A 21,980-nucleotide genomic window follows, 5' to 3' on the forward strand; every position below is an offset into this window, starting at 1 on the left:
ACCCGAGACCCGGTTATGGCCGCCTGCGCAGCCTCCAGAATTGCGCAGCAGGCGGCCATAACCTTCTACGGCGCGTCATTCCCAACATGCTATGGATTCGACTTCGCCGGCCTGAGCGATCTTGTGGGCGCCGACACCGCCGCGCGGCTGGTCCACGGAACCATTGCCGACGCGGACGAGGCCCTGGACCGGGCACGCGACGGGCACGCGGGTCTGGCCGAAATCGGCCATGCGGCGCACCGCGCCTTCGGCTCGGCCTCGATGGTCGGCTGGCAAGACCTTGCCGCCGTGCTGCGCGAGATCGAACAGGCCGCCATCACAGGCGAGGCGCATGCGATCCCCGAGCTTGCCGAGGATCTGGCCGCGATGATCGACCTGGCGCGGGGCGATGCCGCCACGCTCGATGTGCGGCGCGCGGCCGCGTCCTGACACAGGCAGGCCACCCGACGACGGGCCCGGCCTTGCGCGCGCCCCCTCACCTCAGGCCATGGCCTCCGACAGCATCTCGCGCAAGCGCAAGATCGCGGCCTTCTTGATCTGCGACACCCGCCCCGTGGTCACGTCGAGGATCGCGCCGATCTCGTAGACGTTGAGTTCCTCGACATAATACAGTTGCAGCACCTGCGCCTCGCGCTCGGGGATCTTGCCCAACGCCTGCGCCAGAAGGCCCTTCATCTGCGTCATCTGCATCGCATCCTCGGCGCTGTGCGAGCGGTCGGCGAAGAGAAGCGAGAAATCGCTGTAGACCTCGTCAAGCGATTGCAGCTGGTTGACCTGAAACTTGGCCTCCCAATCTTGCAGCTCGATCAGCGTGATGCCGAGGCTTTCGGCGACCTCGGCGGACTCGGGCGTGCGCTCGAGCTTGGATTCCAGCGCCCGGCGCGCCTTTTCGATCGAGGTGCGCATGGTAATCGAGCTGCGGCACAGGTTCGAGTTGCGGCGCAGCTGGTCGATGATGGCGCCACGGATGCGGATCGCGGCATAGGCGGCGAAACCGACGCCCTCGCGCTGGCTGTAGCGCTGGCTGGCGTCGACAAGGCCAAGATAACCCGCCTGCAGCAGATCCTCGATCTCGGCAAAGCGTCCGACGCGGCCCCGGTAGTGCCAGGCGAGGCGTTCCACGAGCTTGAGGTTGTCCTCGACCAGTTTCTCGGGGCGGGGCAGTTGTTCGGCATAGGATTTCGGCGCGATCATCAAGGTCATCCCGCTGCTGGATTGGTCAAGGTGTGTGGGTGAAACGGGTGCAGGCCCTCGGGGCGCGCGGTCGGATGCGCGAGGCGTCCGGCGTCGGCCGTTGTCTTGACGCGACCGCTGGACCACGGCGCCTCGGCCGGAGCCATGGCCTCGGCCGGGGGGACAAGCCCGTCGATCAGCTTGCCGCGGCGGCTGGTCCAGACATGGGTCAGGCCCGATTGTGCAAGAGCGTCGGCATCCTCGGACAGGGCCGTGTCGGAGGGGGCCAGCGTCAGCACCGCCCCCGAGGCGATCCCGTCCCAGCGCGCCCCGTGGCCCGCCACGCGGGCCGCGGTCAGGCCCGCGGGCAGCACCAGTAGGCAAACCGCACCATCCAGCGCCATCAGCGCCCGCGCGGCGGCGACCGGATCGGGGTGCAGATCGGAGACAACGACGATCTGCGGCGCATCGGGGGTTGCAACCAACAGCGTCTCTGCCGCGGCAAAGCCCATCTCGGCCCCCAGCAACCACGCCTTTTGCGACAGGTAGGCCCCGTCGCACTGCGAGCCGGTGCCGCAAAAGACGAAGCCGGGCACGGCGCTGTCGCCATCTGGTTGCGCGGCCAGCCGCGCCTCGGCGATCTGCAGGGCAAGGGCGGATTTTCCTGCGCCCAGCGGCCCCACCAGAACGACGCGGGGCGCGGCAAGGATGGCAGCCGCGACGGGGGCGATGCCGATGGGCGGTCCGGGTGGCACGGTTGCCACGGGCGCGGCGGGGTCAGGGGTAGCGACAAGGCCCGACGGTGTGCCGATGGCTTGGGCCAGATGGGCGGCAAAGCCCGCCGCCCAACCCGGCACGGTGAAGGCCTCGGGCTCTGGCACGTTGGCCTGCGGCGACGCATCGACGTGCGGGTCGGCGGGCAGCTCGGGCCGGGGCGCGCGCGCGGGCATGGGCGCGGCTTCGTCACTTGCCATGATCTCGACCTGCCCGTCGCGGGCGCGGGTCGACAGGATCATCGCGTCGGGACCAAGGCGGCGGATGATCTCATCCATCGCCGTGGCGCTGTCGGCGGCGCGCACCGTCACTACGGGCATCAGATTTGTCCTCCAGAGGCAGCAAGATCACGGGCCGGGACGCCTGACTGCGCACCGCCAAGGGTGCCCACGATCTCGATCCGGCGGGTTTCGGGCAGTTCGCTGACCGCCAGCACGATGGCGTCGACGGCATGGCTTTTGAGGAAGCCGGCAAAGAGACGGCGCAGGCTGGACGAGACGACCACGACGGGTTGCCGCCCCTGCCCTGCCAGATCATCGGAAATCTCGGCCAGTCGTTTCAGGATGCGCTCGGCCAGCGATTGATCGAGCACAAGACCCGCGCCCTTGGCCTGACTGCGGACCAGAAGCTCCTCCAGATCGGGGGCAAGCGTGACCAGCGGCAGCGACTCCTTGATCGGCGCGATCTGCTGGAGCAGTTGCCCCGCCAGCGCCGGGCGCAGCGCCTCGGCCATGTCGGCGGCCTCCAGCGTGCGGCCCGACAGCTCGGCCAGACCTTCAAGGATGCGCGGCAGGTCGCCCACCGGGATGCGCTCGGCCAAGAGGTGACGCATCACGGCCGTCAGCACATGCAGCGGCACCAGCTTGGGCACCACCGATTGCACCAGCGTCGGCGCGCTGCGGTCCAGCACATCGACCAGACCCTGCACGTCATCGGGCCCCAGCAGACGGCTGGCATGGGCATAAAGCATCTGGCTCAGATGGGTGGCGATGACGCTGTCGGGTTCCACGACGACATGATCGTCGGCCTCGGCCTCGGCCTGCTGGTGGGGCAAGATCCAGACCGCATCGAGACCAAAGGACGGGTCCTTGACCTCGACGCCGCGCAGCTTGCGCACCGAGGTTCCGCCGGGCAGCGCCAGCTTACGGTCGGGATAGACCACATCCTCGGCCACGATGGATTGGCCGATGCGGATGCGGTAGGCGTTCGAGCCAAGGCTCAGGTCGTCGCGCACCCGCACGGCGGGCACGACAAAACCCATGGCCTTGGACACTTCGCGGCGGATGCCGGTGATGCGCGACACCAGCGCGCCGCCCTCGGCCTCGTCGATCAGCGGGATCAGTCCGAACCCGATCTGGATCGTGATGCGCGCGTAATCGGTGACATCCTCGGTGGTGATGACCGACGGGTTGGCGTCTTCCGCCTTGGCGGGCGCAGGCAGGGCCGCGCGTGTGCCGCCCTGACGGAGCGTGGCCGTGCCTTCGTCGGCCGCGCCGTCCTGCCCGCGCCGCACCCAGGCCACGGCGGCAGAGGCCAGCGCGGCAAAAAGGAACAGGCCCGTGGGCATGCCCGGCACAAGGCCGATGATCGCCAGAACCGCCGCCACCGGCACCCAGGCCCGGGTCAGGCCGACCTGCTTGCCGATATGGCCCGCAAAATCATGGTCCGAGGACACGCGGGTGACGATGATCGCGGTGGCGATGGACAAGAGCAGCGACGGGATCTGCGCGACAAGACCGTCGCCGATGGACAGCAGCACATAGACCTCGGCCGCCTGTCCCAGCGCGAGGCCGTGCTGGCTGGTGCCGATGATGATGCCGCCGATGATGTTGGCCGCAAGGATCAAGATGCCCGCGACCGCGTCGCCCTTCACGAATTTCGACGCGCCGTCCATGGAGCCGTAGAAATCAGCCTCTTCCGCGATCTCGGCGCGGCGCTCGCGGGCTTGATCGGGCGTCAGGTTGCCCGCGTTCATGTCGGCGTCGATGGCCATCTGCTTGCCGGGCATCGCGTCGAGCGTGAAGCGCGCCGACACCTCGGACACGCGGCCCGCACCCTTGGTGATCACGACAAGGTTGATGATGACGAGGATGATGAAGACCACGATGCCGACCGCGAAATTGCCCGCGATGACGAAGGCGCCGAAGGCCTCGATCACCCGGCCAGCCGCGTCCGCGCCGGTGTGCCCCTCGGTCAGCACGATCCGGGTCGAGGCGACGTTGAGCGCCAGCCGCAACACGGTGGCGATCAGCAAGAGGCTGGGAAAGCTGGAGAAATCGAGCGGACGGTAGCTGTTGAGCGCGACCATCAGGATCAGCAGCGACAGCAGGATGTTGAAGACAAAGAAGATGTCGAGCAGCAGCACCGGCAGCGGCAGCACCATCATCGCCACCAGCGCAAGAATACCCACGGGCAACAGCACGCCCCCGATCTGGCCGGGCGCGGCAAGGCGGGCGGTCAGGCTGGAGGACAGGGGTGTGCTCATCTGGGCGGGCTCTCCGAAGGTGCCGGACGGGTCGGCGGTGTCAGGGTTTGCCTGCAAGCCGCGTGCCAGACCGCCTGCCAGTCCGCCTGCCAGTCCGGGCGCCCCGCATGGCACGCCGATTGCAGGACGGGCCTGTCTGCAACCCGCAAGGAGCCCCCTGATGCGCCGCACCCTGCCCCCCGTCCTCTCGCTTGCGTCAGTGCTGGCGCTGTCGGCCTGCGTGGGCCAACCCGGCCCGCTCGATGTCGTGCCTCACGACGCCGGTCCCGAGACCATGGCGCTGGCCCAGATCGCCGACGATCTGGAGCGTCTGTCGCAAGACCGCGCCGCGCGCGCCGGGGGCGAGGCGGTGCCGGTCCAGATCATCGGTCGCGGCTTCGGACAGGTCGCGGGCCAGCCCGGCGGCACCGCCAACGAACGTCGCCTGATGGCGATCCGCGCGGCCCGGATGGAGGCGCTGCGCGACCTGACCGAACAGGTTCACGGGGTGCAGATCAGTTCCAGTTCCACCTTGCGCGACGCCAGCATGACGAACGACACCATCAATGCGCTGGTCGAGGGCGAGATCCGCGGCGCGCGGACGCTGTCGATCACGCCGCGCGATGCCGACAGTTTCGAGGTCGTCATGGCGCTTGATCCCGACACGGTGCGCTACATCCTGCGCGCCGCACGCCGGGGGCTCTGAGCCATGCGCCGCACCGTGATGCTGCCCGGACTGATCGCGCTGGCCTTCGCGTTCAGCGGCGCCGCCCGGTCCGACACCGCCCGCACGGTGATCGCCACGGGGCAGGCCACGATGCAATCGGCCGCCGACAGCGACGCCGCGCGCCGCCGCGCACTGGGCGAGGCGCTGGTGGGGGCCGCGCTGGCGGGCGGTGCGCAGCTTGTGGGCTACAGCGCCATGTCGCAGGCGCGCATCACCAGCGACCTGACCGTGTTGCGCGCCACCGGGCAGGTTCTGTCGCACCGCGTCATCGGCGCGCGGCTGGACGGCCAGACCTGGATCATCGAGGTCGAGGCGCAGGTGGCCCCCCTGGCCGCGCGCCAATGCGCGGGCGGCCGGGTTCTGGCGCTGAGCATCACCCAGCCGCAGATCACCGCCCCCCCGCAGGCCCCGGCCTGGGCTGCAGTTCTGGCCGAAACGCTGGCCGCCGATCTGGTCGCCACGGCCGCAGGTCACCCCCGCGTCGCTTTCGACGGCGTGCTGGCCCGCGCGCCCGCATCATCCGGCATCGCGGCACAGCATGACTATGTCGCGCTGACCCGCGGAACGGTCGCACCACAGCCCGGCGCGCATGTTCTGACGCTCTCGCTCAGGCTCGCGCCGCAGGGCAACGCGCTGGCCATGACCACCGACATCACCCTGAGCGGCCCCGATGGGCAGAGCCAGCGCCGCCAGATCGTCACCGACGCGCGCCTGCCGCGCGGCGAGGCGCTGGACCTTGTGACCGGCCGCACCCGCGCGCGCGCCGAGGCGGATCTCGCCCGCGGCCTGTCGGATACACTCGACGCGCTCCTCGACAGCGCCGGATGTCAGGCACCCTCGGCCATCCTCGCCCGGTCTGGCGACGGGCTGGAGGTGCCGATCGGCCAGCGCCACGGCCTGAGCCGTGGCAGTCTCGGCGTGATCGAAGGGGCGGGCCCCGAAACGGCCCTGCTGGAAATCGTCACGCTGCGGGGCGACCGCGCCACGCTGCGCCCGCTTGACCCGAGCGTCAACGCCGCTGCGCTGGCGGGTGCACGGGTGCATTTCGTGGAGACGGGCCTGTGAGCCTGAGGCTGACCCGGGCGCTGGCCTTCGGCGTGCTGCTGTGCCTGCCCCTGCCCGCCCGCGCCGACCCCGGCGATGGCGTCTCAGGGGCCGAGGCGCAGGCGCTGGTGGCCGCAGCCATGCAGGCCGCGCGTGTGCCGGGGCAGGCCCGGATCGCCGCCGCCCGCCCGCTGCCCGCCTGCGCGCACTGGCCCGAGGTAGGGCCCAGCACGCCGGGCGACTGGCGCACGGTCGATCTGCGCTGCACCGCGCCCGTCTGGGTGCGCACGCTGCGCACGGGCGCGCCGGTGCCCGCATCAACCGACCCCGGCGTCGAGGAGACGGAGCCCCCCGCCACCGGACCCGGCCTTGTGCTGCGCGAAAGCCTTGCCCGCGGCGCCGTGATCGCGGCCGAGGATCTCGCCCCTGCCCCCGCAGGCACAGGTTCAACCGCGGGACAGGTCACGGACCCCGACACGGTCGTCGGCCGCAGGCTGGCGGTAAACCTTGCGGCAGGGCGCGTGATCCTTGCACGCCATCTCGAACAGCATTGGCTGATCGCCGAGGGCACGGCGGTCGCCATCGCCTCGGGCGGGTCGGGCATCAGCGTGACGACCGCCGGTCAGGCACTGCAGAACGGCCAGCGCGGCGACCGCATCACGGTGCGCAACGCCGGTTCGGGGCGCGTGATCGAGGCCATCGTGACCGGGCCGGACAGCGTGGCCGTCAGACCTAACATGAATTGAAAGGGCGCCGTTAAGGGGATCGAAGCCTGAGACCAGAGAGAGAGAGGCATACAGCCATGAGCCTGCCCACCATCCCCCCTTCGGTCCCGCCGCGCATGCGCCTTGGCGACATGGCGGACCCGACCGGCACCGCCCCGCGCAGCGCCTCCGGCAGTGGCCCCGCCACCGCCGCGGCCCCTGCCGATCAGGTCACGCTGAGTGACAGCGCCGCGCTCCAGATGGGCGAGACGCTGGCGGCCAAGTCGCCGCCCTTCGACCTTGAAACCGTGTCGCGCATCAAGCAGGCCATCGCCGAAGGCCGCTATCCGATCGACACCCAAGCCATCGCCGAGAGCCTGTTCGCGGGTTTCTCCGAATTGATCGTCTAGACAGGGGCCATAGCGTGACCGTTCTTCAGGTACTTCTCATCCTCACCGGCGTGGCCATCCTTGCGGCCACGGGCGTGATCTTGCGCCTGTCCAGCCAGCTCCGCCGCGCCACCGTGCAGGCCGCCGTCATGGCGCCCGCACTCGGCGAAGCCGAGATCGACGCGATCAGCCGCCGGGTCGCAGGCGCGCTGGGCGCGGCCGACGAGACCGGCCTCGACACCATCGCGGCCAAGATCGACCAGCTGCGCGCGGAATTCGACTGGGTGGTGGGCGAAAGCCTGATCACGCAGGCGGTATCGCTGGCGCGGACCGGACATACCGAAGGCGAGATCGCGCAGGCAACCGGCATCAGCGCCGACGAGTTGCAGGCGATCCGCCGGTTCCGCCGTCACTGACACGCGGCACCCAGCCAAGGTGACGCAAACGGCCCCGGAAGAATCCCGGGGCCGTTTGCGTTCCAAAAACCAAGGTCGCGCAGATCAGGAGGCCTGCGCCTGTGCGGCCTCCGGATCGGCGGCTGGCGTGTCGGGCGATGCGTCGGCCTCTTCGGGCGCGGGCGCCACGCCACATTCGGGGATGGCGCGGCCGTCGCACCAATCGGCAAAGCGGGCCGTCGCCTGCGCCTGCGCGGCCAACCTCGCAGGGCCGTCCAGACCCTGCGCCAGCGCGTCGCGCAGCGCCTCAGCCCCAGCGACACCCAAGGCCGCCGCCACCGCCGCCGCACCATAGGCGCGCGCCGTATCGGGCAGGGGCGCAAGCTGCAGCTCCAGTCTGGCCAGCGCCAGAAAGGCCAAAGGCGCGCCTTCCTCGGCCAAGATGTCCAGATCGGCCGCAAGACGCTGCGCCAGCACCGTTGCAGCCTCGGGCGCAAGCCGGGCCAGCAGGTGATCGGAGGGGGCCACAGCGGCGGGCAAGCCGCCCAGACGCGCCCGCCAGGCCCAATAGGCCGCATCGAGGTCGTTCTGGGGCAGGCCCCGGCCCTGCGCGGTCAGGACCGCGAGGTTCAACTGGGCCGCCGCATCGCCGGCTTGGGCGAGCGTCGCAAAGATCGCCACGGCGCGCGCGGCCTGCCCGGCCTCTACCGCCGCCATAGCCTCGGCGAAGGTCGGGGCCTCGGCCCGTGCGGCATTGCAGGACAGGCCAAGGCTCAACGCGGCAACACCGGCCAGCAAGGCATGGCGCGCGCGGGTCATTTGCCCGCCAGCATGACAAGCTGGAGATACAAGAGCCGCCGCAAAGCGCCGTCGGGCTGGCGTTCGTGGACGACGATCATCGGGCGGCCGTTCGATCCGGTCTGGGTTTCGATCCAGATCGAGCCGGGCAGATAGACCTCGTGCTCGGCCAGCAGCGCCTTGGGGTCTTCGGTCAATCGCTCGCGGAAGTCGCCGTCGACCCAGCTGCGCGCCAAGGCGCGGCCAAGGATGTCGGGCAAGAAGCGTTCGACCAAGCGCGCGTCAGTCAGATCGACCGGGTTGCGCACGAGGCGGAAATCGCCCTCGGCCCCGGCTTCTGGCGCCGGACCGCGCGCCTGCCCGGCGGATCCGGTCGCTGTGCGATAGGCCTCGGGGCCGGTGCCCGCGCCACCCGCGGGTGTCGCCTGCCCCTCGATCACGACATGGTCGGCCTGAGCGAGCTGGGCGCGTCTGCGCCCGTCTTGCGATGCCATCGCCGCGCCCGCGCGGGCCGCAAGCCGGCGCAGCGACGGCGCGATCAGGGTCGGTCTGAGCGGGTCGGTCATGTCGGATCTCGTGTTGCGGGGCAGCGCGCTTTGCTCTGAGCTTGTCAACGGCGCGGCACCGAGCGTGTTTAGGGTCTATCTTTGGACAAATGCCGGATCACCGATGCGCCCACTGCCTATCCCGACGGTTGTGACAGGGTGGAGGGATGATTCAGTCCCTCCCTCCGTCCCGGATCGGGGCCGCGGCATTGGCTCTGGCGCTGACGCTGGGGTTTTTGGCCAGCGGCCTTGTCGCCTTGCGCCTGCCGCAGGGCGTGATCGTGCCCCCGCCATCAGCGCCGACCGAGGCCGAACCCACCCCTGACCTGCGCTACATGGGTCTGCGCGATCCACTGGTCGTCACGGCCGCGGAAGGGGCGGGCCGGATCGGGCTGGAACTGGGCGTAATGATCGAGGCGACCGATCTGTCGCGCGCGCAGCTCTACCTGCGCGATCAGCCGGGGGCGGTCAACGCCCCGTTGGGCGAGGCCCTGCTGAGGATGATCGAAGACCATCAGGTTCAAACGCAAGGCTGGGCGAGCTTGCGTCACGCCCTGCCAGAAGCGATGCGCACCGTGATGAACGACCGTTTCGAGCAGGCAGGCGAAGGCCGCCCGATTCTCGAGGTGCTGGTGATCGATTTCACCGCCCGCTGACCGGGCGCGGATTTTACCGCCCGCTGATCGGGCGCGGATTTTGCCGCCCGCTCAACGGAGGCAGCCTGCCCGCTGGCACGGAACTTGCAGCCGCGAGGCAGTCCCAAGGAGAGGCCGGCCATGCAGATACAAACCCTTCCCGACAGCCCGCAGACCGTCATCCACGAGGCCGACCAGATCGGTATCCAGATCGTGTTTTGTGATACGCAAGGGCGTCCGCGGTCCAGCCGTTGTGTCCGGCTTGCAGCCTATCTGCGCACACTCGCGCCCTTGGGCGAGCGCCCGGCCTGAGCGGACGAGCCGCAGGTCGCGCAGGGGCTTCAGGTATCCCCGCCCCTGCGCCACGCGCGCAGCTTGAGCGCGAACCCCACCACACCCACCACGATAATCCCCCAACCGATCACAGTTGGTGAGGGCAGCCATGTCGCCAGCCGCACCGCACCGTCGGGCTGCAGGTAGATCATTGCCACCAGCGGCAAGGCGACGGTCAGATACAGGCGCAAGCGCTGGCAGGTCTTGCAAGGCGCGGCGCGGGCCATCACGACACCGGCCGCTTGGGCGCGAGGTAAAGCGCCCGCGCCCCGTGCTTGCGCTGCGCCTGTCCTTGCGCAACCCGCAGGCAGCGCACGGCCTCCCCCAACCCCTCAAGCGCGATACGCAACACCGCCGCTTCCTCGGCCGCTGCGGGACCATCGGGGGCGCCTTCGCCCAGCATCGCCATGACGGTGCTGCGGATCGCATGATCAAGCGACGCGATGCGCGCCAGATCCACGGCCTCGACCGCGGCGGCCAGATCGGCGCAGTGCTGACGCAGCCGATCCGACTGGGCCGCACGGCTCATCCTGAGGACGGACACGGCACTCACCGCGCAGGCCCGATCTCGCGCCAGGCCGACAGGATCTCGGCGACGGCGCCGCGCGCCGCGTCCAGATCACAGCCTTCGCCGCGCCCGGCCTTGAGCACCTGAAGGCGCGCGTATTCGTACAGCTCGAACAGGCTCATGGCGATGTCGCCGCCCTGTTCGAAATCAAGGCTCGACTGCAAGATGTAGATCGCCGTCAGCGCGCGCGTGCTATGGTCCGAGGGGGCGGGCCTGCTGGCCGCCCGCGCGGCGGCCAACACGTCCATGGCGCGGATCAGCTCGGCCAGCGTCACGGCAATGACAGCATGCGGATCCTCGACGCGGGGCTGGCCCACGGCCTCGGCCTGGCGGTAGCGGGAACGGGCAAGGGCGATGGTCATGGCGGGTCCTCTGCGACGGGTGACCGGACGTCACCTCCTGTGGGAAACAACGTCCGGTCGCCGCAAACCTTTAGCCCTGCCCGACCATTACGCCGCCTCGGCCAGACGGCTGACCGAGACCACCACGCCGACCTCGCCACCGGTCAGGATGGCGACGCCCGACATGTCGCGCAGACCGCCCAGAACCCCCTCGAGCGGCCGGAGCAGCACAAGCTGCTGGCCCAGCAATTCGTCGACAGGGATCGCCATGCGCGCCTGATCGGCATTGTGGACGATGACATACAGCGCCTCGGGCGCGGCATCGGTGCTACCCTGACCCACACGCGGCAGGCTTCGCACGGGCACCAGTTCGCTGTCGGCCAGCCGCAGCATCCGGCGCTGACCCGCGGCCGAGATGGCCAGACTGTCATTGCCTTGATGGATGCGTTGGATCGCCTCGATCGGCAGGACGTAATGCACCTCGCCCACGCGCACGACCATGCCCTCGAGCGCGATCATCTGCAACGGCACGCTCAGATGCAGGCGCAGGCCCCCGTCGGGCGGCAACACCCGGCGCAGGGTGGCACGCTGACGGCGCAACTCTTGGGAAATGCCCTCGATCTCCACCGCGCCCGATTGCGGATCGCCGTCATCGGACAGCTCGATCCGCATCTGGTCCTCGGCGCGCGACACCGTCAGGTGCAGGCGGCGGGGTGCAGGCTCCGCCCCCAACCGCAGACTGAGAAGGCGCTTGAGAATACCGCGCATCTGTTCGATCACGCCCTGATCCAGATGCACGTCGCCGCCCGCGATGGACAGCCGCGCGCTATGACCCAGCTCGCGCGCGCGGGCCGAGACAAAGGCCTGCATGGGCTTGAGCAGCACATCGGCCGGGCGCGAGCGCAAGGCCACGCTCTGTTCTTGCAGCGCGCCAAGTTGCGCGCTCAGCTGTGCCTGCGCCTCGTTAATCTGGCGCAGGCGCGCCATGTGAGCGTCGAACAGGTCCCGCAACAGGCCCCGCAGCGCCGGATCCGGCGCAGGCAAGCCGGCGTGGCGCAGCGCGATCTGCAGGTCACGCCCCATATCGGATGCCGACACCTCGTCAAGCATGGCCGCGATCATCGATTGCCCGGCCGAGATTTCGCCAATTGTCTCGAGAAACCGCAGGCTGTCCATGCCGCTGGCGCCCAGTGCGGCCTGCTGCGCGACATCCTCATCGCTGCCGCGCGCCACAGCTTCGGCGCTGTCTTGCGGCGGGCGCAGGGCCTCGCGCAGGCTGAGGCGCTTTCCCGCCGGGTCCAGACGCACCAGCGCCTCGACCACCCGGTCCTCGCCCAAGGGCGCCGCGACAAGGAAATCGAACAGCGTCACATCGCCCTGAAAGACCGTAACGTTGGTGATCATCCGAACGGTGGCGGAGGTCAGCCATTCCAGAAAGCCCTCGGCCAGCGCATCGTCGCCGTTCAGGTCGGACCGGATGACGTAGAACCGCATGCCGGCGTCGATCGCAGATTGCGCGGCCTTGACGCTTTCGGGCGAAAGCACGCGGTGGAACTCGCGCGGCAGGCCCAGCTTCTCCTCGATCACGCGGGCGGTAACCACGCCCGAGGCCACGAAACTGACGGTCGCGGCCTCTTCGAACAGCTGCTCGATGCGGGCGATGTCGGGCGTGTCGCCCTGATCGAGCGTGTCGAAGACCAGTTCCATCGTATCGACAAAGCCGCGCGCGATCTGGATCAAGATCACGTCGGGCACCCGCCCCTCGGCGCGGCTGCGGGCGAAAAGGTCGACGAGCGCCATGGTCAGTTGCGCCGCCGTTTCCATCCGGAAATGCGCGCAGGCATGGAAGGCGCGCCGCATCAGCGGCTCGAACCCCTTGAACCAATCCGCCCCGCTGGCCTTGCTGGTCGCCTCAAGGCCCAGCCGCAGATCCTGCAAGGTCGCAAAGATATGGTCGGCCGCCCAGCTGCGCAGGATCGCCGAGGGACGCATCGGCGCGGCCTCCACCATCGCCTCGGGCAAGACGCCTTCCAGCGCGGCCAGTTCCTCGAAAAAGGCCAGTTGCGCACGGCGGAACTGTTCCAGCTCGCGCGCGGCGGAAAAGGCATGACCTGCCTGCGACAGGCGCACCAGACCCTGCGGCAGCACCAGCGCGTCGATGTCATCGGCCAGTTGGCCCAATGTCTGCGCATCGGGCGGCGTGTCGCCGGCCATTTGCAGACCCAGATCGGCCACGCGCGAAATCAGGGGCTCGAAATCGGCGAGAATGTTGTGCTCTGCCTCCTGCCCTGCCTGCTCGGCTGCGGGGGCCGGTATTTGAGCCACATCCGTTGCGGCGGGTGCCGCGGCGGTGCCGAAATCCCGGGCACTGAGCGTCTGCAGATCGGCGATCAGCCCGGCGAGGCTGTCATCGGTCGCATCCCCGGCGGTGAACCCTGCCAACGTGGCGGCCCAGTCGGCCAACCCCAGCTGACCGGCCGCATAGCCAAGCCCGTCGGCCTTGCCGCGCGCGGGGGCAAGATCACCGCCCTGCATCGCGGTCAGATCGGCCAGCGTGGCCTCGACCATTTCCAGAAAGATCGCCTTGTAGCCCGCGTCCAGTGACAGGGCCGCAGCGCTTGGGCCATCGGTGGGCAAGGACGCGGCACCTTGCGCCGCGTCCGGTACGAGGGGAACCTCTTCGGCAGCCGCCTCGACCGGGGCGGCTTTCGCCTTGGTCTTGGGCTTGGTCTTGCGGCGGGTCTCGAAGGCGGGCTCAGAGACGGCATCGGCGGGCGCGGTCTGTGCGTCCGTATCGGCCAGCGCATGTTCTTGTACAAGATCTTGCGCCATCTCAGGGTCTGGTGTCTGATCGACGGGCATTGGGTCAACCGACAGCGGGGTGTCCGCCTCGGAGGGGGCGGCCTCGGCCCCTGCCCCGCCATGTTTGGCGATCAAGACCCGCAACTTGTCCATCAAGCCCTCGGACGGTGCCGGGTCGACATCGGCACGGGTGCGCACGGTTTCGTCCAGCATCCGCCGCAAGATATCGGCGGTTTCCATCAGGCAATCGACGATCTCGGCCGTCAGGGGCACGCCCCCGTCGCGGACAAGACCGATCAGATCCTCGGCCAGATGCGCGCGGCTTTCCACCACGGACAGGCCCAGCACACGGGAATTGCCCTTGAAGGTATGCACCGCGCGAAACAGCGCCGCGACATGGGCCGCCGGATCGCCCGCGCCCGCCATCACCGCCTCCAGCGCGGTCTCGGTCGCGTCAAGCGCCTGCGCGCCGTCGTCGGCATAGAGTTCCCAGATTTCGTCCATCTCGTCCGACATGATCGCCTCGCTGGATTGAAGATGCGCGGGCGGCCGATCAGGCCGCAGCCGCCGTCATCAGGCTGCGCATCACTTGCGCCAGTTCGTCGCCGGTCTTTTCATGCAGATCGTGCGACACGGTTCCGGAGGGCTTGGCGACCACGCCATCGGCACCCAGTTCGCGCGCCTTGGCCGCCAGCGGCGATCCCGCCACCGTCACCGAGGACAGCATGCAGATCTTGGCTCGCGTCTTGAGCTTGGCATGGCGCAGGAATTCGAGCCCGTCCATCACCGGCATCTCGATGTCGAGCAAGATCAGGTCGAGATCGGGCAGGTCGGCCAGCTTGTCCAGCGCCTCCTTGCCGTTGGAGGCTTGGGCTGCCATCTTGAAATCCGGCAAGCTCTTGAGAAAACTGGAGATATAGAGCCGCATCATGGCGGCGTCATCGACAACCATCACATTGTAGGGCATGTCATCGGTCCTTGTGGAAGGGGGATTGGGTGGGGCGGCGGGCAGGGTCGGACCTGCCCGCCGGGTTGGGGTCAGAACGGGCCGTAGCCGCGCGCGTCGGTGTCGAGCGATCCGTGGGCGCCGTTCTTGCGGGCCGGGGCCGCGGCAGCATGCACCGGGTTGGTGCCCATCAGGCGCTGCAACTGCGCCAGAACCTCGGGCGACAGCTGATCGAGCGACAGCATGCGGGTGTCGGCAGGGGCCGCCTTGCGCAGCTGGAACCGGTTCACCTGACCGCGCATCTGCTGGGTCGCCGCACTCATCTGCGCCGCCGTCGCGGCCAGTTCATCGGCCTGCTGGCTGGAGGACAGCGTGGTCTTGGCGATCTCGGCGATGGCCTGACTGATCTGTGCCACGCCGCGCGCCTGTTCCTCGGAGGCACGGTCGATTTCCTCGACCACCGATTTCACGTCGCTGATCTCGTCGGCGATGCGGCTGAAGGCCTCGCGCGTCTCGTCGGCGATGCGCACGCCCGCATTCACGCGGTTTGCGGCATCTTCGATCAGGTCGCTGGTTTCCCGTGCGGCCTTGGCCGACCGGCCCGCAAGGTTGCGGACCTCTTGGGCGACGACCGCGAAGCCGCGCCCGTGCTGGCCTGCGCGTGCCGCCTCGACCGCGGCGTTCAGCGCCAGAAGGTTGGTCTGGAACGCGATCTCGTCGATCACCTTGATGATCTTGGCGATGTCTTGCGACGACACCTTGATGCCATCCATCGCAGAGACCATGTCGCGCACCTTGCCCGCACCCTCGGCGGCGAAGGCTGCTGCGCTGCCGACCGATTTCGCGGCCTTTTCGGCGGCGGCGGCATTGGCCTTGACCTGTGCATCGGTTTCTTCAGCCGAGGCGGAGACCTCATCGACCGAGGACGAGGTGATCTGCGAGTTGGTCGACAGCGACTGGCTGGCGTTGGTCATCTGGTCGACCGTCTGGCCAACCTGTTCCACCTGCTCGGTGATGATCCGGAAGGAACTGTTCAGGCTGGCGAAAGCGCGTTCAAAGGACTGCACGATGGTGCGGTATTCGCCCTGGAACTTGCTGACGTCGACATCGGCATCAAGCTTGCCGCTTTCGATCGCATCGGCCATCCGCGTCGTTTCCGAGGTCAGCATGCGGAAATTGCCGCGCACGCGCTCGATCACCTCGTTGAGGAACACCTTCTTGCCGGGCATCCGATCGAAAGGCGCGTCGAAATCGCCTTCGCCGAAGGCCGCAAAGACGCCCATCGCCTTTTTCTTGGTGTTGATGTGGTCCAGCACCATCTTGTTGACCAGCTTGGCCGCCGTCTGGATCTCGGGCATCTCGAAAAGGTCGGCGTCGATGAAGACGTCGATGTCGCCGGCATCATGCTCCTTGGACATGTGGCTCATCTGCTTGAGAAGCAGATCGAACTGATCGCGCGTTTTCAGGATCTCGGCGTCGGCGGCAAGCGATGAGGTCGCGTCCTGCCATTCGACCGCGACCGAAGCGACCCGGCCACCCTCGAACTGGGGCGTCGCGATAAAGCGGAGCGTGCGGCCCCCGATAGTGAAACCGCCTTTGTGGGGACGGTCCATGTTGTCCATGATCCGGCGCTGATATTGCGGGTTCTTGTGGAAGATATCGACGTTCTTGCCGATGACGTCGCGAGCGCGGAAATGCGGCAGATCGCGGCGGATGTCATCCTCGATCCCCTCGAACATGCGGTAGGCTGCTTCGTTGCAGAACACGATATCGTACTTGGCATCCGCGATCATGATCGGGTTGCCAAACAGGTTCAAAAGGTCCGGCCGCGATATCTTTTCCCATGCAGCAATTGCAGGGTTGGAATTGGTGTCGGTCTGGTTGGTCATCTCTTGGGTCCTTGGCTTGTCCTGCGGCGGCAGGTCGGTGGTGGTGAGGGGGACTGTCGGGGTGGCGGCAGCCGCCTGACCGGCGGCTCCGAGGTTCTCGCCCACCCTATCGGCAGGCGGCGTCTTCACCGTAAAGGGTGCAGGCGGCATGGCCGGGTCCGCCTCGGTGCCGACCCATTCGAGCGGATCGTTGGCCAGAGACGACGGGGCCTTTTTCGGGGCGGATGCGCGCGCCGGTCGGGATCTGGGGGTCTTTTCGGTCATCTGGCCTCTTCCCTTGCTACGGTTTGCTGTGTCAGCGCTTGGGCAAGCGCCAGATAATCGAGGGCACCCCCACAGCGCGGCGCGTGCCCAAAGACCGAAACCCCGTAGCCGGGCGCCTCGGACAGCCGAACGGACCGGCGGATCGCGCAGCGCAAGACCGCCCCGCCGAAGCGCGCCATCAGCCGCGCCTGAACCTCGCGGTGCACGCCCAGTCTCGGGTCGAACCGGGTCAGCAGCAGGCGCAGGCGGTCACGTGCCACACCCGCCTCGGTCATCGTGTGCAACAGGCGGTTCAGCCCCTGCAGCCCGAGGAAATCGGGCTCCAGCGGGCACAAGATCAGATCGGCCTGCGCCATGATCTTGCCCAGTCGTGGCGACCATGTGGGGGGGGCATCCAGCACCAGCCAATCGGCACCGAAATCGTCGGGCGGGCTGTCCGGGATGGTCTGATCGTCGATCGAAGAGCCCGGCACCAGCCAGAGGCCGGGCTCGGCGGTGGCCAGCGGGCTGCCCGCGCGGCCGGCCAGCCAGTCGGTGACGTGCCACCCGAAGGCAGGCCGCATATGCCCCAGACCAGCGGTCAGGTGCATCTGCGGGTCGAGATCGGCCAGAACCACGCGCCCCACGCCTTGCCGCAGCAGCGCCGCGCCGAGGTTGATGGTCGTGGTGGTCTTGCCGACCCCGCCCTTCTGGTTGAACACGAGCACCCGCATGGATCAGGCATCCGCCATCGCGGGGCGCATGACCTCGACATCCGAGACCAGCACGGGCACGTCGAGCAAGATCGCCACGCGGTCGCCGACATGGCCCAGCGCCTGCACGACACTGGTGCCGTCGCCCCCAAAGCCCGCGGCGCGGTCCAGACGGTCGGCGGGGATGTCGACCACCTCGGACACGCCGTCCACGATCAGGCCCACAGGCGCATTGCCCACATCAAGCACGATCACAACCGTGCGGTCGTCATAGGCGCGTTCGGCCATCCCGAAGCGCAGGCGCACATCCATCAACGGAATGACCTTGCCGCGCAGGTTGATCACGCCGCGGATGTAATGGGGCACGTCGGGCACGCTCATCACACGCTGCATGCCGACGATCTCGGTCACCAGCGTGATCGGCACGCCATAGGTTTCATCCCCGACCGGAAAGGTCAGGTACATGGTGTCGATGCCGGTATCCTCGTGGTCGGCCTCGGCGGCCATTGCCTGGCCGAGGCCGCCGTTGGGCGGGGGGGTCTGGGTCTGCGTCTGGGTCATGGGTGCGGTCCTTTCAACTCTGGAACAGGCGCGAAGGCGGGCGGGTGGCAAACTCTGCCGGGTCGGACAGGGCGCGATCGGGCGGCGCGCGCCCGACCGAGGCGAGAAGCCGCGCGGCCATCTGGTCGAGCGGCACGCGGTCCTCGGCGCCGCCGCGTTCCCAAGCGCGCGCGGGCATGCCGTAGATCTGCGACGTGGCCTCGTCCTGGGCGAAGGTGCGGCCACCGCTGGCGTGGATGCGCAACAGGCCATCGGCCCCGTCACTGCCCATGCCGGTCAGGATCGCGGCCGAGATGCGGGCGGGCCATGCAGCCGCGAGCGAGGTCATCATCACATCGACCGACGGGCGCGAGAAACAGACCGGCGGCCCGTCGACGAGGCGCGCGCGCAGGACGCCCGCCTCGGTCTCGATCCGCATGTGCCGCTCGCCGCCCGGGGCGATCAGCACGCTGCCGGGGGTCAGCGCGTCGCCATCGACCGCCTCGCGCACGGACATCGCGCACAAGGTGTCGAGACGCTTGGCAAAAGCGGCGGTGAAACCTTCGGGCATGTGCTGCACGATCGCCACCGGCGGGCCATCGGCGGGCAGCATCGGCAAAAGGGTCGTCAGCGCCTGCACGCCGCCCGTGGACGAGCCGATGGCGATGACCCAATCGGGGCGCAAGGCGACGATGGCGGGCGCGGGTGCGGTCGGTCGCAGGGGCAACGGGGCCGTCGTCGGCTGGACAAAGCCGCGCTGGCCCGCGCGGGCCGTAAGGCGCGCCGTGGCCGCAGACCGCAAGCGGACCGCGATGTCCTCGAACCCGCCATCGGGGATGACCTTGCCGGGGGCAAGGCCCGCGGGCTTGGCCACGACATCAACGGCGCCGGCCTCGAGCGCGGAGATGGTGATGCGCACGCCCCGCGCGGTCAGCGCCGAGATCACGACCGTGGGGATCGGGTCGCGCGCCATCTGGTCGCGCAGGAAAGACAGGCCATCCTCACCCGGCATCTCGATGTCGAGCGCGATCACATCCGGGCGGCGCACGGCCAGAAAGGCGCGCGCCTCGGCGGCGCTGGCGACCGACCCGATCACGCGCACGCCGCTGACGGCATCAAGACCACGCGACAGAACGCGGCGGAACACGGCGCTGTCGTCCACGATCAGGACGCTGAAATCCGTGGGGCCGGTCATCATGACAGCACCTTGCGATAGATGCCGGTCGCCACGGGCTGCCAGCGGCTGCCCAGATCACGGATCGATTCCGTCACCGAGGTGATCAGCCAGCCGCCCGGTTCGGTCGCGTCATGGATCGCCTCGAGCGTGGCCAATTGGTCGGCCCGGTCGAAATAATACAAGATGTTGCGGCAAAAGACGGCGTGGAAAGGCTTGGTGAAGGGATAGGACCGCGCCTTGAGGTTCATGCGGCGAAAGGTGCAGGCGGCCCGCAGCGGGTCGCGCACCTGATACTGATCGATGCCCGTGGGCGTGAAATAGCGCTGCAGCAGCGCCGGGCTTGTCTGGGTGAACTGGCGCGCGGGGAAAACGCCCAGCTCGGCGCGTTCCACCACCGGCGCGCTGATGTCGGTGCCAAGGATCTGCACCCGCTCCAGCGCCTCCATCCCCAGCCGTTCGGCGATCAAGATGGCGATGGTATAGGCCTCATCACCGGTCGAGGCGGCGGCGCTCCAGATCCGCATCGGCCGCTGCTGCGCGATCTCGGGCAGGACGGTGTCGACGAAGCCTTGCAGCACCTCGGGTTCGCGGAAGAAATAGGTGTGATTGGTCGAGGCGGCATGCATCACCGCAAGCTGCACATCGGTGCGGGCTTCGGTGAACATGGCGCGCGCCAGCGTGTCGATGCTGTCGAGCGCAAAGCTGCGCATCACCCGCGACAGGCGTTGCTGCAAAAGCGCATCCTTGTGTTCGGGATAGGACATGCCGCAGCGCGCGCTGAGCCAGCCGCGCACCTCTTCCAGCGCGCGCGCCTCGCGCACCGGGTCAGGCGATATCGGCAAGAAGGGCTCGAGGATCATCTGAGCGCCTCCGCGGCCAGACGCTCGCAATCCAGCACGATGGCGACCTCGCCCGAGGCCAGTAGCGCGCAGCCCCAGCTTGCCCGCACTTGCGCCAACGCGCCCGACAGGGGCTTCATCACGACCTGCTGGCGGTCCATCACCTCGTCGATCGGCACCGCGATCGGGCCTGCGGCGGTGTTGAAGACGATGGCCACCATGTCCGACAGCGGCTTGTCCGCCGGCGGCAGGCCCCGGTAAAAGGTTTCCAACCGGCAGACCGGCACCAAAACGCCGCGCAGTTGCAGCATTTCCTGCCCGCCCCGCGCCGAGACGCGGATCAGGTCGGCGGCGGCAGGCTTGACGATTTCCGAGATGTCCTCGACCGGAACGGTGAACAGCTGCCGCCCGAGCCTCAGCAAGATGCTGTCGAGGAACGCGAGCGACACCGGGATGTGCAGCGACACGGTCGTGCCCTGCGCCTCGGCGCTGTCCACGGCGATGCGGCCGCGCAGATCCTTCATCGTGGTGTTGAGCACGTCCATGCCGACGCCCCGCCCCGACAGGGTGGTGACGGCCTCGGCGGTGGAAAAGCCGGGCTCGAAGATCATCTTCCACAGTTGCGCGGGCTCCGGTTCTTCCTCGGGGCCGAAAAAGCCGCGCTCTCGGGCCTTTTTCAGGATCTTCTCCCGCGACAGCCCGCGCCCGTCATCGGCCACACGGATGCGCACCTCGCTGCCCACCTGGGCTGCGGCCAAAAGGATACGGCCCTTCTCGGGTTTGCCGGCGGCGCGGCGATCCTCGGGCGGCTCGATGCCGTGATCGGCGGAATTGCGCACGACATGCAAAAGCGGATCGTAAAGACGGTCGGCCACCAGTTTGTCGATGGCGGTCTCTTCACCCTCGATCACCAGATCAAAGCTCTTGCCGGTCTCGCGTTCCAGCTCGCGGATCGTGCGCTTGAGGCGGCGGAACACCTCGGCCACGGGCACCAGCCGCAATTCGGTCGCGGCATCCTGAACCTCGCGCACGATCATCGACAGACGATGAGCCGCGGCCTCGAAATCGGTCAGGTCAAGGCCCGCCAGATCTGCGGAGCCCACCGTTTCGGCAACCGACAGCGACAGCTCGCCCACAAGATCCATCAGCCGCCCGATCTTGTCGGACGAGACGCGCAATAGCGCGCCCCCGGCTGCTGCTCTCGCCTCGGTATCGACCTCGGCTGTCATGCGTTCGTCCTCATGTTTGCGGGCTCAAAGCTGCGCCGCCCTTAGGCCCCTGCCCGTCCAGTCGCGCCGCGGGGGCAAGAGCGATTGTGCAACCTGCATGCCATGTCCGAATGCCCGGACCGGACCCTTGAGGGATCAGGCCGCGCTGTCGGAGCTGGCGTCGAAATTGAAAATGCAGACCCCGTCAAAGCCGGTGCTGCGGAACAAGAAGGTCTTCTTCATCATGTCGACGAACCCCCCGTGCTTTTTCTCGAAGGTCTTGAGATCGGCGACCGAGGGGAAAAACAGATTGACCGAGATATCGCCCTCCTTGCTGATCAGGACGGTCAGCCCGGACAGGTGGCATTCGGGAATGGCCGCCCCCAGCGTCTCGGTGACGAAGGGCGCCGCGATCTGTGCGGCATCGAGGCTCGGGAACTTGAGATGATATGTCTTGGACAACATGGACTGCCTGCCGTGTCGGGAATGATCTTGGGCAAGAACGGCGTCATGCGGGGATTGTTGAGGGGCGGACCCCGAAAGCGGGTCATATCTTTTGCGACTATTTTGTCTTTCGATAATCCGCGCGGGCCAGTTGGGCATCGTGCGTCAGCGGGTGGATAGCGGCCCACAACCATGGGTCCGTCGGCTTTCCGACAGCGACGGCGCTGGGCCGGGGAAGCCGCCGGAAAATCGACGCCGCCGACCCACAAGCCGAAAGGCCATACTTCAG

Annotated in this window: 25 protein-coding genes; 8 read left to right on the top strand and 17 right to left on the bottom strand. The window is 68.3% G+C overall.

Features of this window, described 5'->3' with window-relative positions; genetic code table 11:
* The coding region (locus C7455_RS09210; RefSeq protein WP_170119041.1) for an Hpt domain-containing protein at positions 1-429 on the top strand (429 nt) is incomplete at its 5' end.
* A 51-nt stretch (positions 430-480) separates the two neighbouring features.
* On the opposite strand, the gene C7455_RS09215 is transcribed toward C7455_RS09210, so the two are convergent.
* From C7455_RS09215 to flhA, 3 genes are read right to left on the bottom strand one after another with little or no spacing between them, the layout of a single operon-like run.
* On the bottom strand, positions 481-1,203 hold the full coding sequence (locus C7455_RS09215; RefSeq protein WP_245904279.1) for a sigma-70 family RNA polymerase sigma factor: 723 nt from the start codon (positions 1,201-1,203) through the stop codon (positions 481-483).
* Complete coding sequence (locus C7455_RS09220) at positions 1,200-2,267, bottom strand: flagellar biosynthesis protein FlhF (RefSeq protein ID WP_109667590.1); 1,068 nt, start codon at positions 2,265-2,267, stop codon at positions 1,200-1,202. Before C7455_RS09220 ends, C7455_RS09215 begins: the two co-directional genes overlap by 4 nt.
* Positions 2,267-4,432, bottom strand: a complete 2,166-nt coding sequence (flhA, locus tag C7455_RS09225; protein ID WP_109668146.1) for a flagellar biosynthesis protein FlhA — start codon at positions 4,430-4,432, stop codon at positions 2,267-2,269. The genes C7455_RS09220 and flhA overlap by 1 nt, the downstream gene beginning before the upstream one ends.
* Before the next feature lie 160 nt (positions 4,433-4,592).
* Between flhA and C7455_RS09230 the strand changes: the two genes are divergently transcribed.
* From C7455_RS09230 to C7455_RS09250, 5 genes are read left to right on the top strand one after another with little or no spacing between them, the layout of a single operon-like run.
* Entirely contained in the window at positions 4,593-5,117 is a 525-nt protein-coding gene (locus C7455_RS09230; protein ID WP_109667591.1) for an LPP20 family lipoprotein, read from the top strand.
* 3 nt (positions 5,118-5,120) lie between these two features.
* Positions 5,121-6,203: a hypothetical protein gene (locus C7455_RS09235; protein WP_109667593.1), complete on the top strand. Its 1,083-nt coding sequence runs from the start codon at positions 5,121-5,123 to the stop codon at positions 6,201-6,203.
* Positions 6,200-6,928, top strand: a complete 729-nt coding sequence (gene flgA, locus C7455_RS09240; protein WP_109667595.1) for a flagellar basal body P-ring formation chaperone FlgA — start codon at positions 6,200-6,202, stop codon at positions 6,926-6,928. Before C7455_RS09235 ends, flgA begins: the two co-directional genes overlap by 4 nt.
* A 56-nt stretch (positions 6,929-6,984) precedes the next feature.
* Complete coding sequence (gene flgM, locus C7455_RS09245) at positions 6,985-7,296, top strand: flagellar biosynthesis anti-sigma factor FlgM (RefSeq protein WP_109667596.1); 312 nt, start codon at positions 6,985-6,987, stop codon at positions 7,294-7,296.
* Between the two features lie 14 nt (positions 7,297-7,310).
* Positions 7,311-7,691 (top strand): hypothetical protein, encoded by a 381-nt coding sequence (locus C7455_RS09250; RefSeq protein ID WP_109667598.1) that lies wholly within the window; start codon positions 7,311-7,313, stop codon positions 7,689-7,691.
* Between the two features lie 84 nt (positions 7,692-7,775).
* Here C7455_RS09250 and C7455_RS09255 read toward each other — a convergent pair whose 3' ends face one another.
* Together C7455_RS09255 and C7455_RS09260 are read right to left on the bottom strand one after the other, a co-directional pair.
* Positions 7,776-8,489, bottom strand: coding sequence for a sel1 repeat family protein (locus tag C7455_RS09255; protein ID WP_109667599.1), 714 nt, complete (start codon positions 8,487-8,489; stop codon positions 7,776-7,778).
* Entirely contained in the window at positions 8,486-9,034 is a 549-nt protein-coding gene (locus C7455_RS09260) for a hypothetical protein (RefSeq protein WP_245904280.1), read from the bottom strand. The genes C7455_RS09255 and C7455_RS09260 overlap by 4 nt, the downstream gene beginning before the upstream one ends.
* A gap of 146 nt (positions 9,035-9,180) precedes the next feature.
* Between C7455_RS09260 and C7455_RS09265 the strand changes: the two genes are divergently transcribed.
* Positions 9,181-9,669, top strand: a complete 489-nt coding sequence (locus tag C7455_RS09265) for a hypothetical protein (protein WP_146199970.1) — start codon at positions 9,181-9,183, stop codon at positions 9,667-9,669.
* A 120-nt stretch (positions 9,670-9,789) separates the two neighbouring features.
* The gene (locus C7455_RS20125) at positions 9,790-9,960 is read left to right on the top strand and encodes a hypothetical protein (protein WP_170119042.1); all 171 of its coding nucleotides are present in this window, start codon (positions 9,790-9,792) and stop codon (positions 9,958-9,960) included.
* Positions 9,961-9,989: 29 nt separating this feature from the next.
* Here the strand turns inward: C7455_RS20125 and C7455_RS09270 are convergent, their stop codons facing one another.
* From C7455_RS09270 to C7455_RS09325, 12 genes are all read right to left on the bottom strand, one after another.
* Entirely contained in the window at positions 9,990-10,208 is a 219-nt protein-coding gene (locus C7455_RS09270) for a hypothetical protein (RefSeq protein ID WP_109667602.1), read from the bottom strand.
* On the bottom strand, positions 10,208-10,510 hold the full coding sequence (locus C7455_RS09275) for a hypothetical protein (protein WP_109667604.1): 303 nt from the start codon (positions 10,508-10,510) through the stop codon (positions 10,208-10,210). Before C7455_RS09275 ends, C7455_RS09270 begins: the two co-directional genes overlap by 1 nt.
* Positions 10,511-10,530: 20 nt before the next feature.
* Positions 10,531-10,911: a flagellar export chaperone FliS gene (locus C7455_RS09280; RefSeq protein ID WP_109667606.1), complete on the bottom strand. Its 381-nt coding sequence runs from the start codon at positions 10,909-10,911 to the stop codon at positions 10,531-10,533.
* Between the two features lie 87 nt (positions 10,912-10,998).
* Entirely contained in the window at positions 10,999-14,208 is a 3,210-nt protein-coding gene (locus C7455_RS09285; RefSeq protein WP_109667608.1) for a chemotaxis protein CheW, read from the bottom strand.
* Positions 14,209-14,245: 37 nt separating this feature from the next.
* A complete protein-coding gene (locus C7455_RS09290; protein ID WP_109667610.1) occupies positions 14,246-14,659 on the bottom strand; it encodes a response regulator in 414 nt (137 codons plus the stop codon).
* A gap of 71 nt (positions 14,660-14,730) precedes the next feature.
* Positions 14,731-16,791 carry a methyl-accepting chemotaxis protein gene (locus tag C7455_RS09295; RefSeq protein WP_109667611.1) on the bottom strand — a complete coding sequence of 687 codons (2,061 nt, stop codon included), beginning with the start codon at positions 16,789-16,791 and terminating at the stop codon, positions 14,731-14,733.
* A complete protein-coding gene (locus C7455_RS09300) occupies positions 16,788-17,504 on the bottom strand; it encodes a ParA family protein (RefSeq protein ID WP_109667613.1) in 717 nt (238 codons plus the stop codon). Before C7455_RS09300 ends, C7455_RS09295 begins: the two co-directional genes overlap by 4 nt.
* Positions 17,505-17,507: 3 nt before the next feature.
* A complete protein-coding gene (locus C7455_RS09305) occupies positions 17,508-18,044 on the bottom strand; it encodes a chemotaxis protein CheW (RefSeq protein ID WP_109667615.1) in 537 nt (178 codons plus the stop codon).
* Positions 18,045-18,057: 13 nt separating this feature from the next.
* Positions 18,058-19,221 (bottom strand): chemotaxis-specific protein-glutamate methyltransferase CheB, encoded by a 1,164-nt coding sequence (cheB, locus tag C7455_RS09310; protein ID WP_109667617.1) that lies wholly within the window; start codon positions 19,219-19,221, stop codon positions 18,058-18,060.
* Positions 19,218-20,060, bottom strand: coding sequence for a CheR family methyltransferase (locus C7455_RS09315; RefSeq protein ID WP_109667618.1), 843 nt, complete (start codon positions 20,058-20,060; stop codon positions 19,218-19,220). Before C7455_RS09315 ends, cheB begins: the two co-directional genes overlap by 4 nt.
* Positions 20,057-21,268 (bottom strand): chemotaxis protein CheA, encoded by a 1,212-nt coding sequence (locus C7455_RS09320; protein WP_109667620.1) that lies wholly within the window; start codon positions 21,266-21,268, stop codon positions 20,057-20,059. The genes C7455_RS09315 and C7455_RS09320 overlap by 4 nt, the downstream gene beginning before the upstream one ends.
* Before the next feature lie 135 nt (positions 21,269-21,403).
* Positions 21,404-21,712 carry a hypothetical protein gene (locus tag C7455_RS09325; protein WP_109667621.1) on the bottom strand — a complete coding sequence of 103 codons (309 nt, stop codon included), beginning with the start codon at positions 21,710-21,712 and terminating at the stop codon, positions 21,404-21,406.
* Positions 21,713-21,980 lie beyond the last annotated feature (268 nt).

The sequence above is a fragment of the Roseicyclus mahoneyensis genome (assembly GCF_003148775.1).
Lineage (GTDB): Bacteria > Pseudomonadota > Alphaproteobacteria > Rhodobacterales > Rhodobacteraceae > Roseicyclus > Roseicyclus mahoneyensis.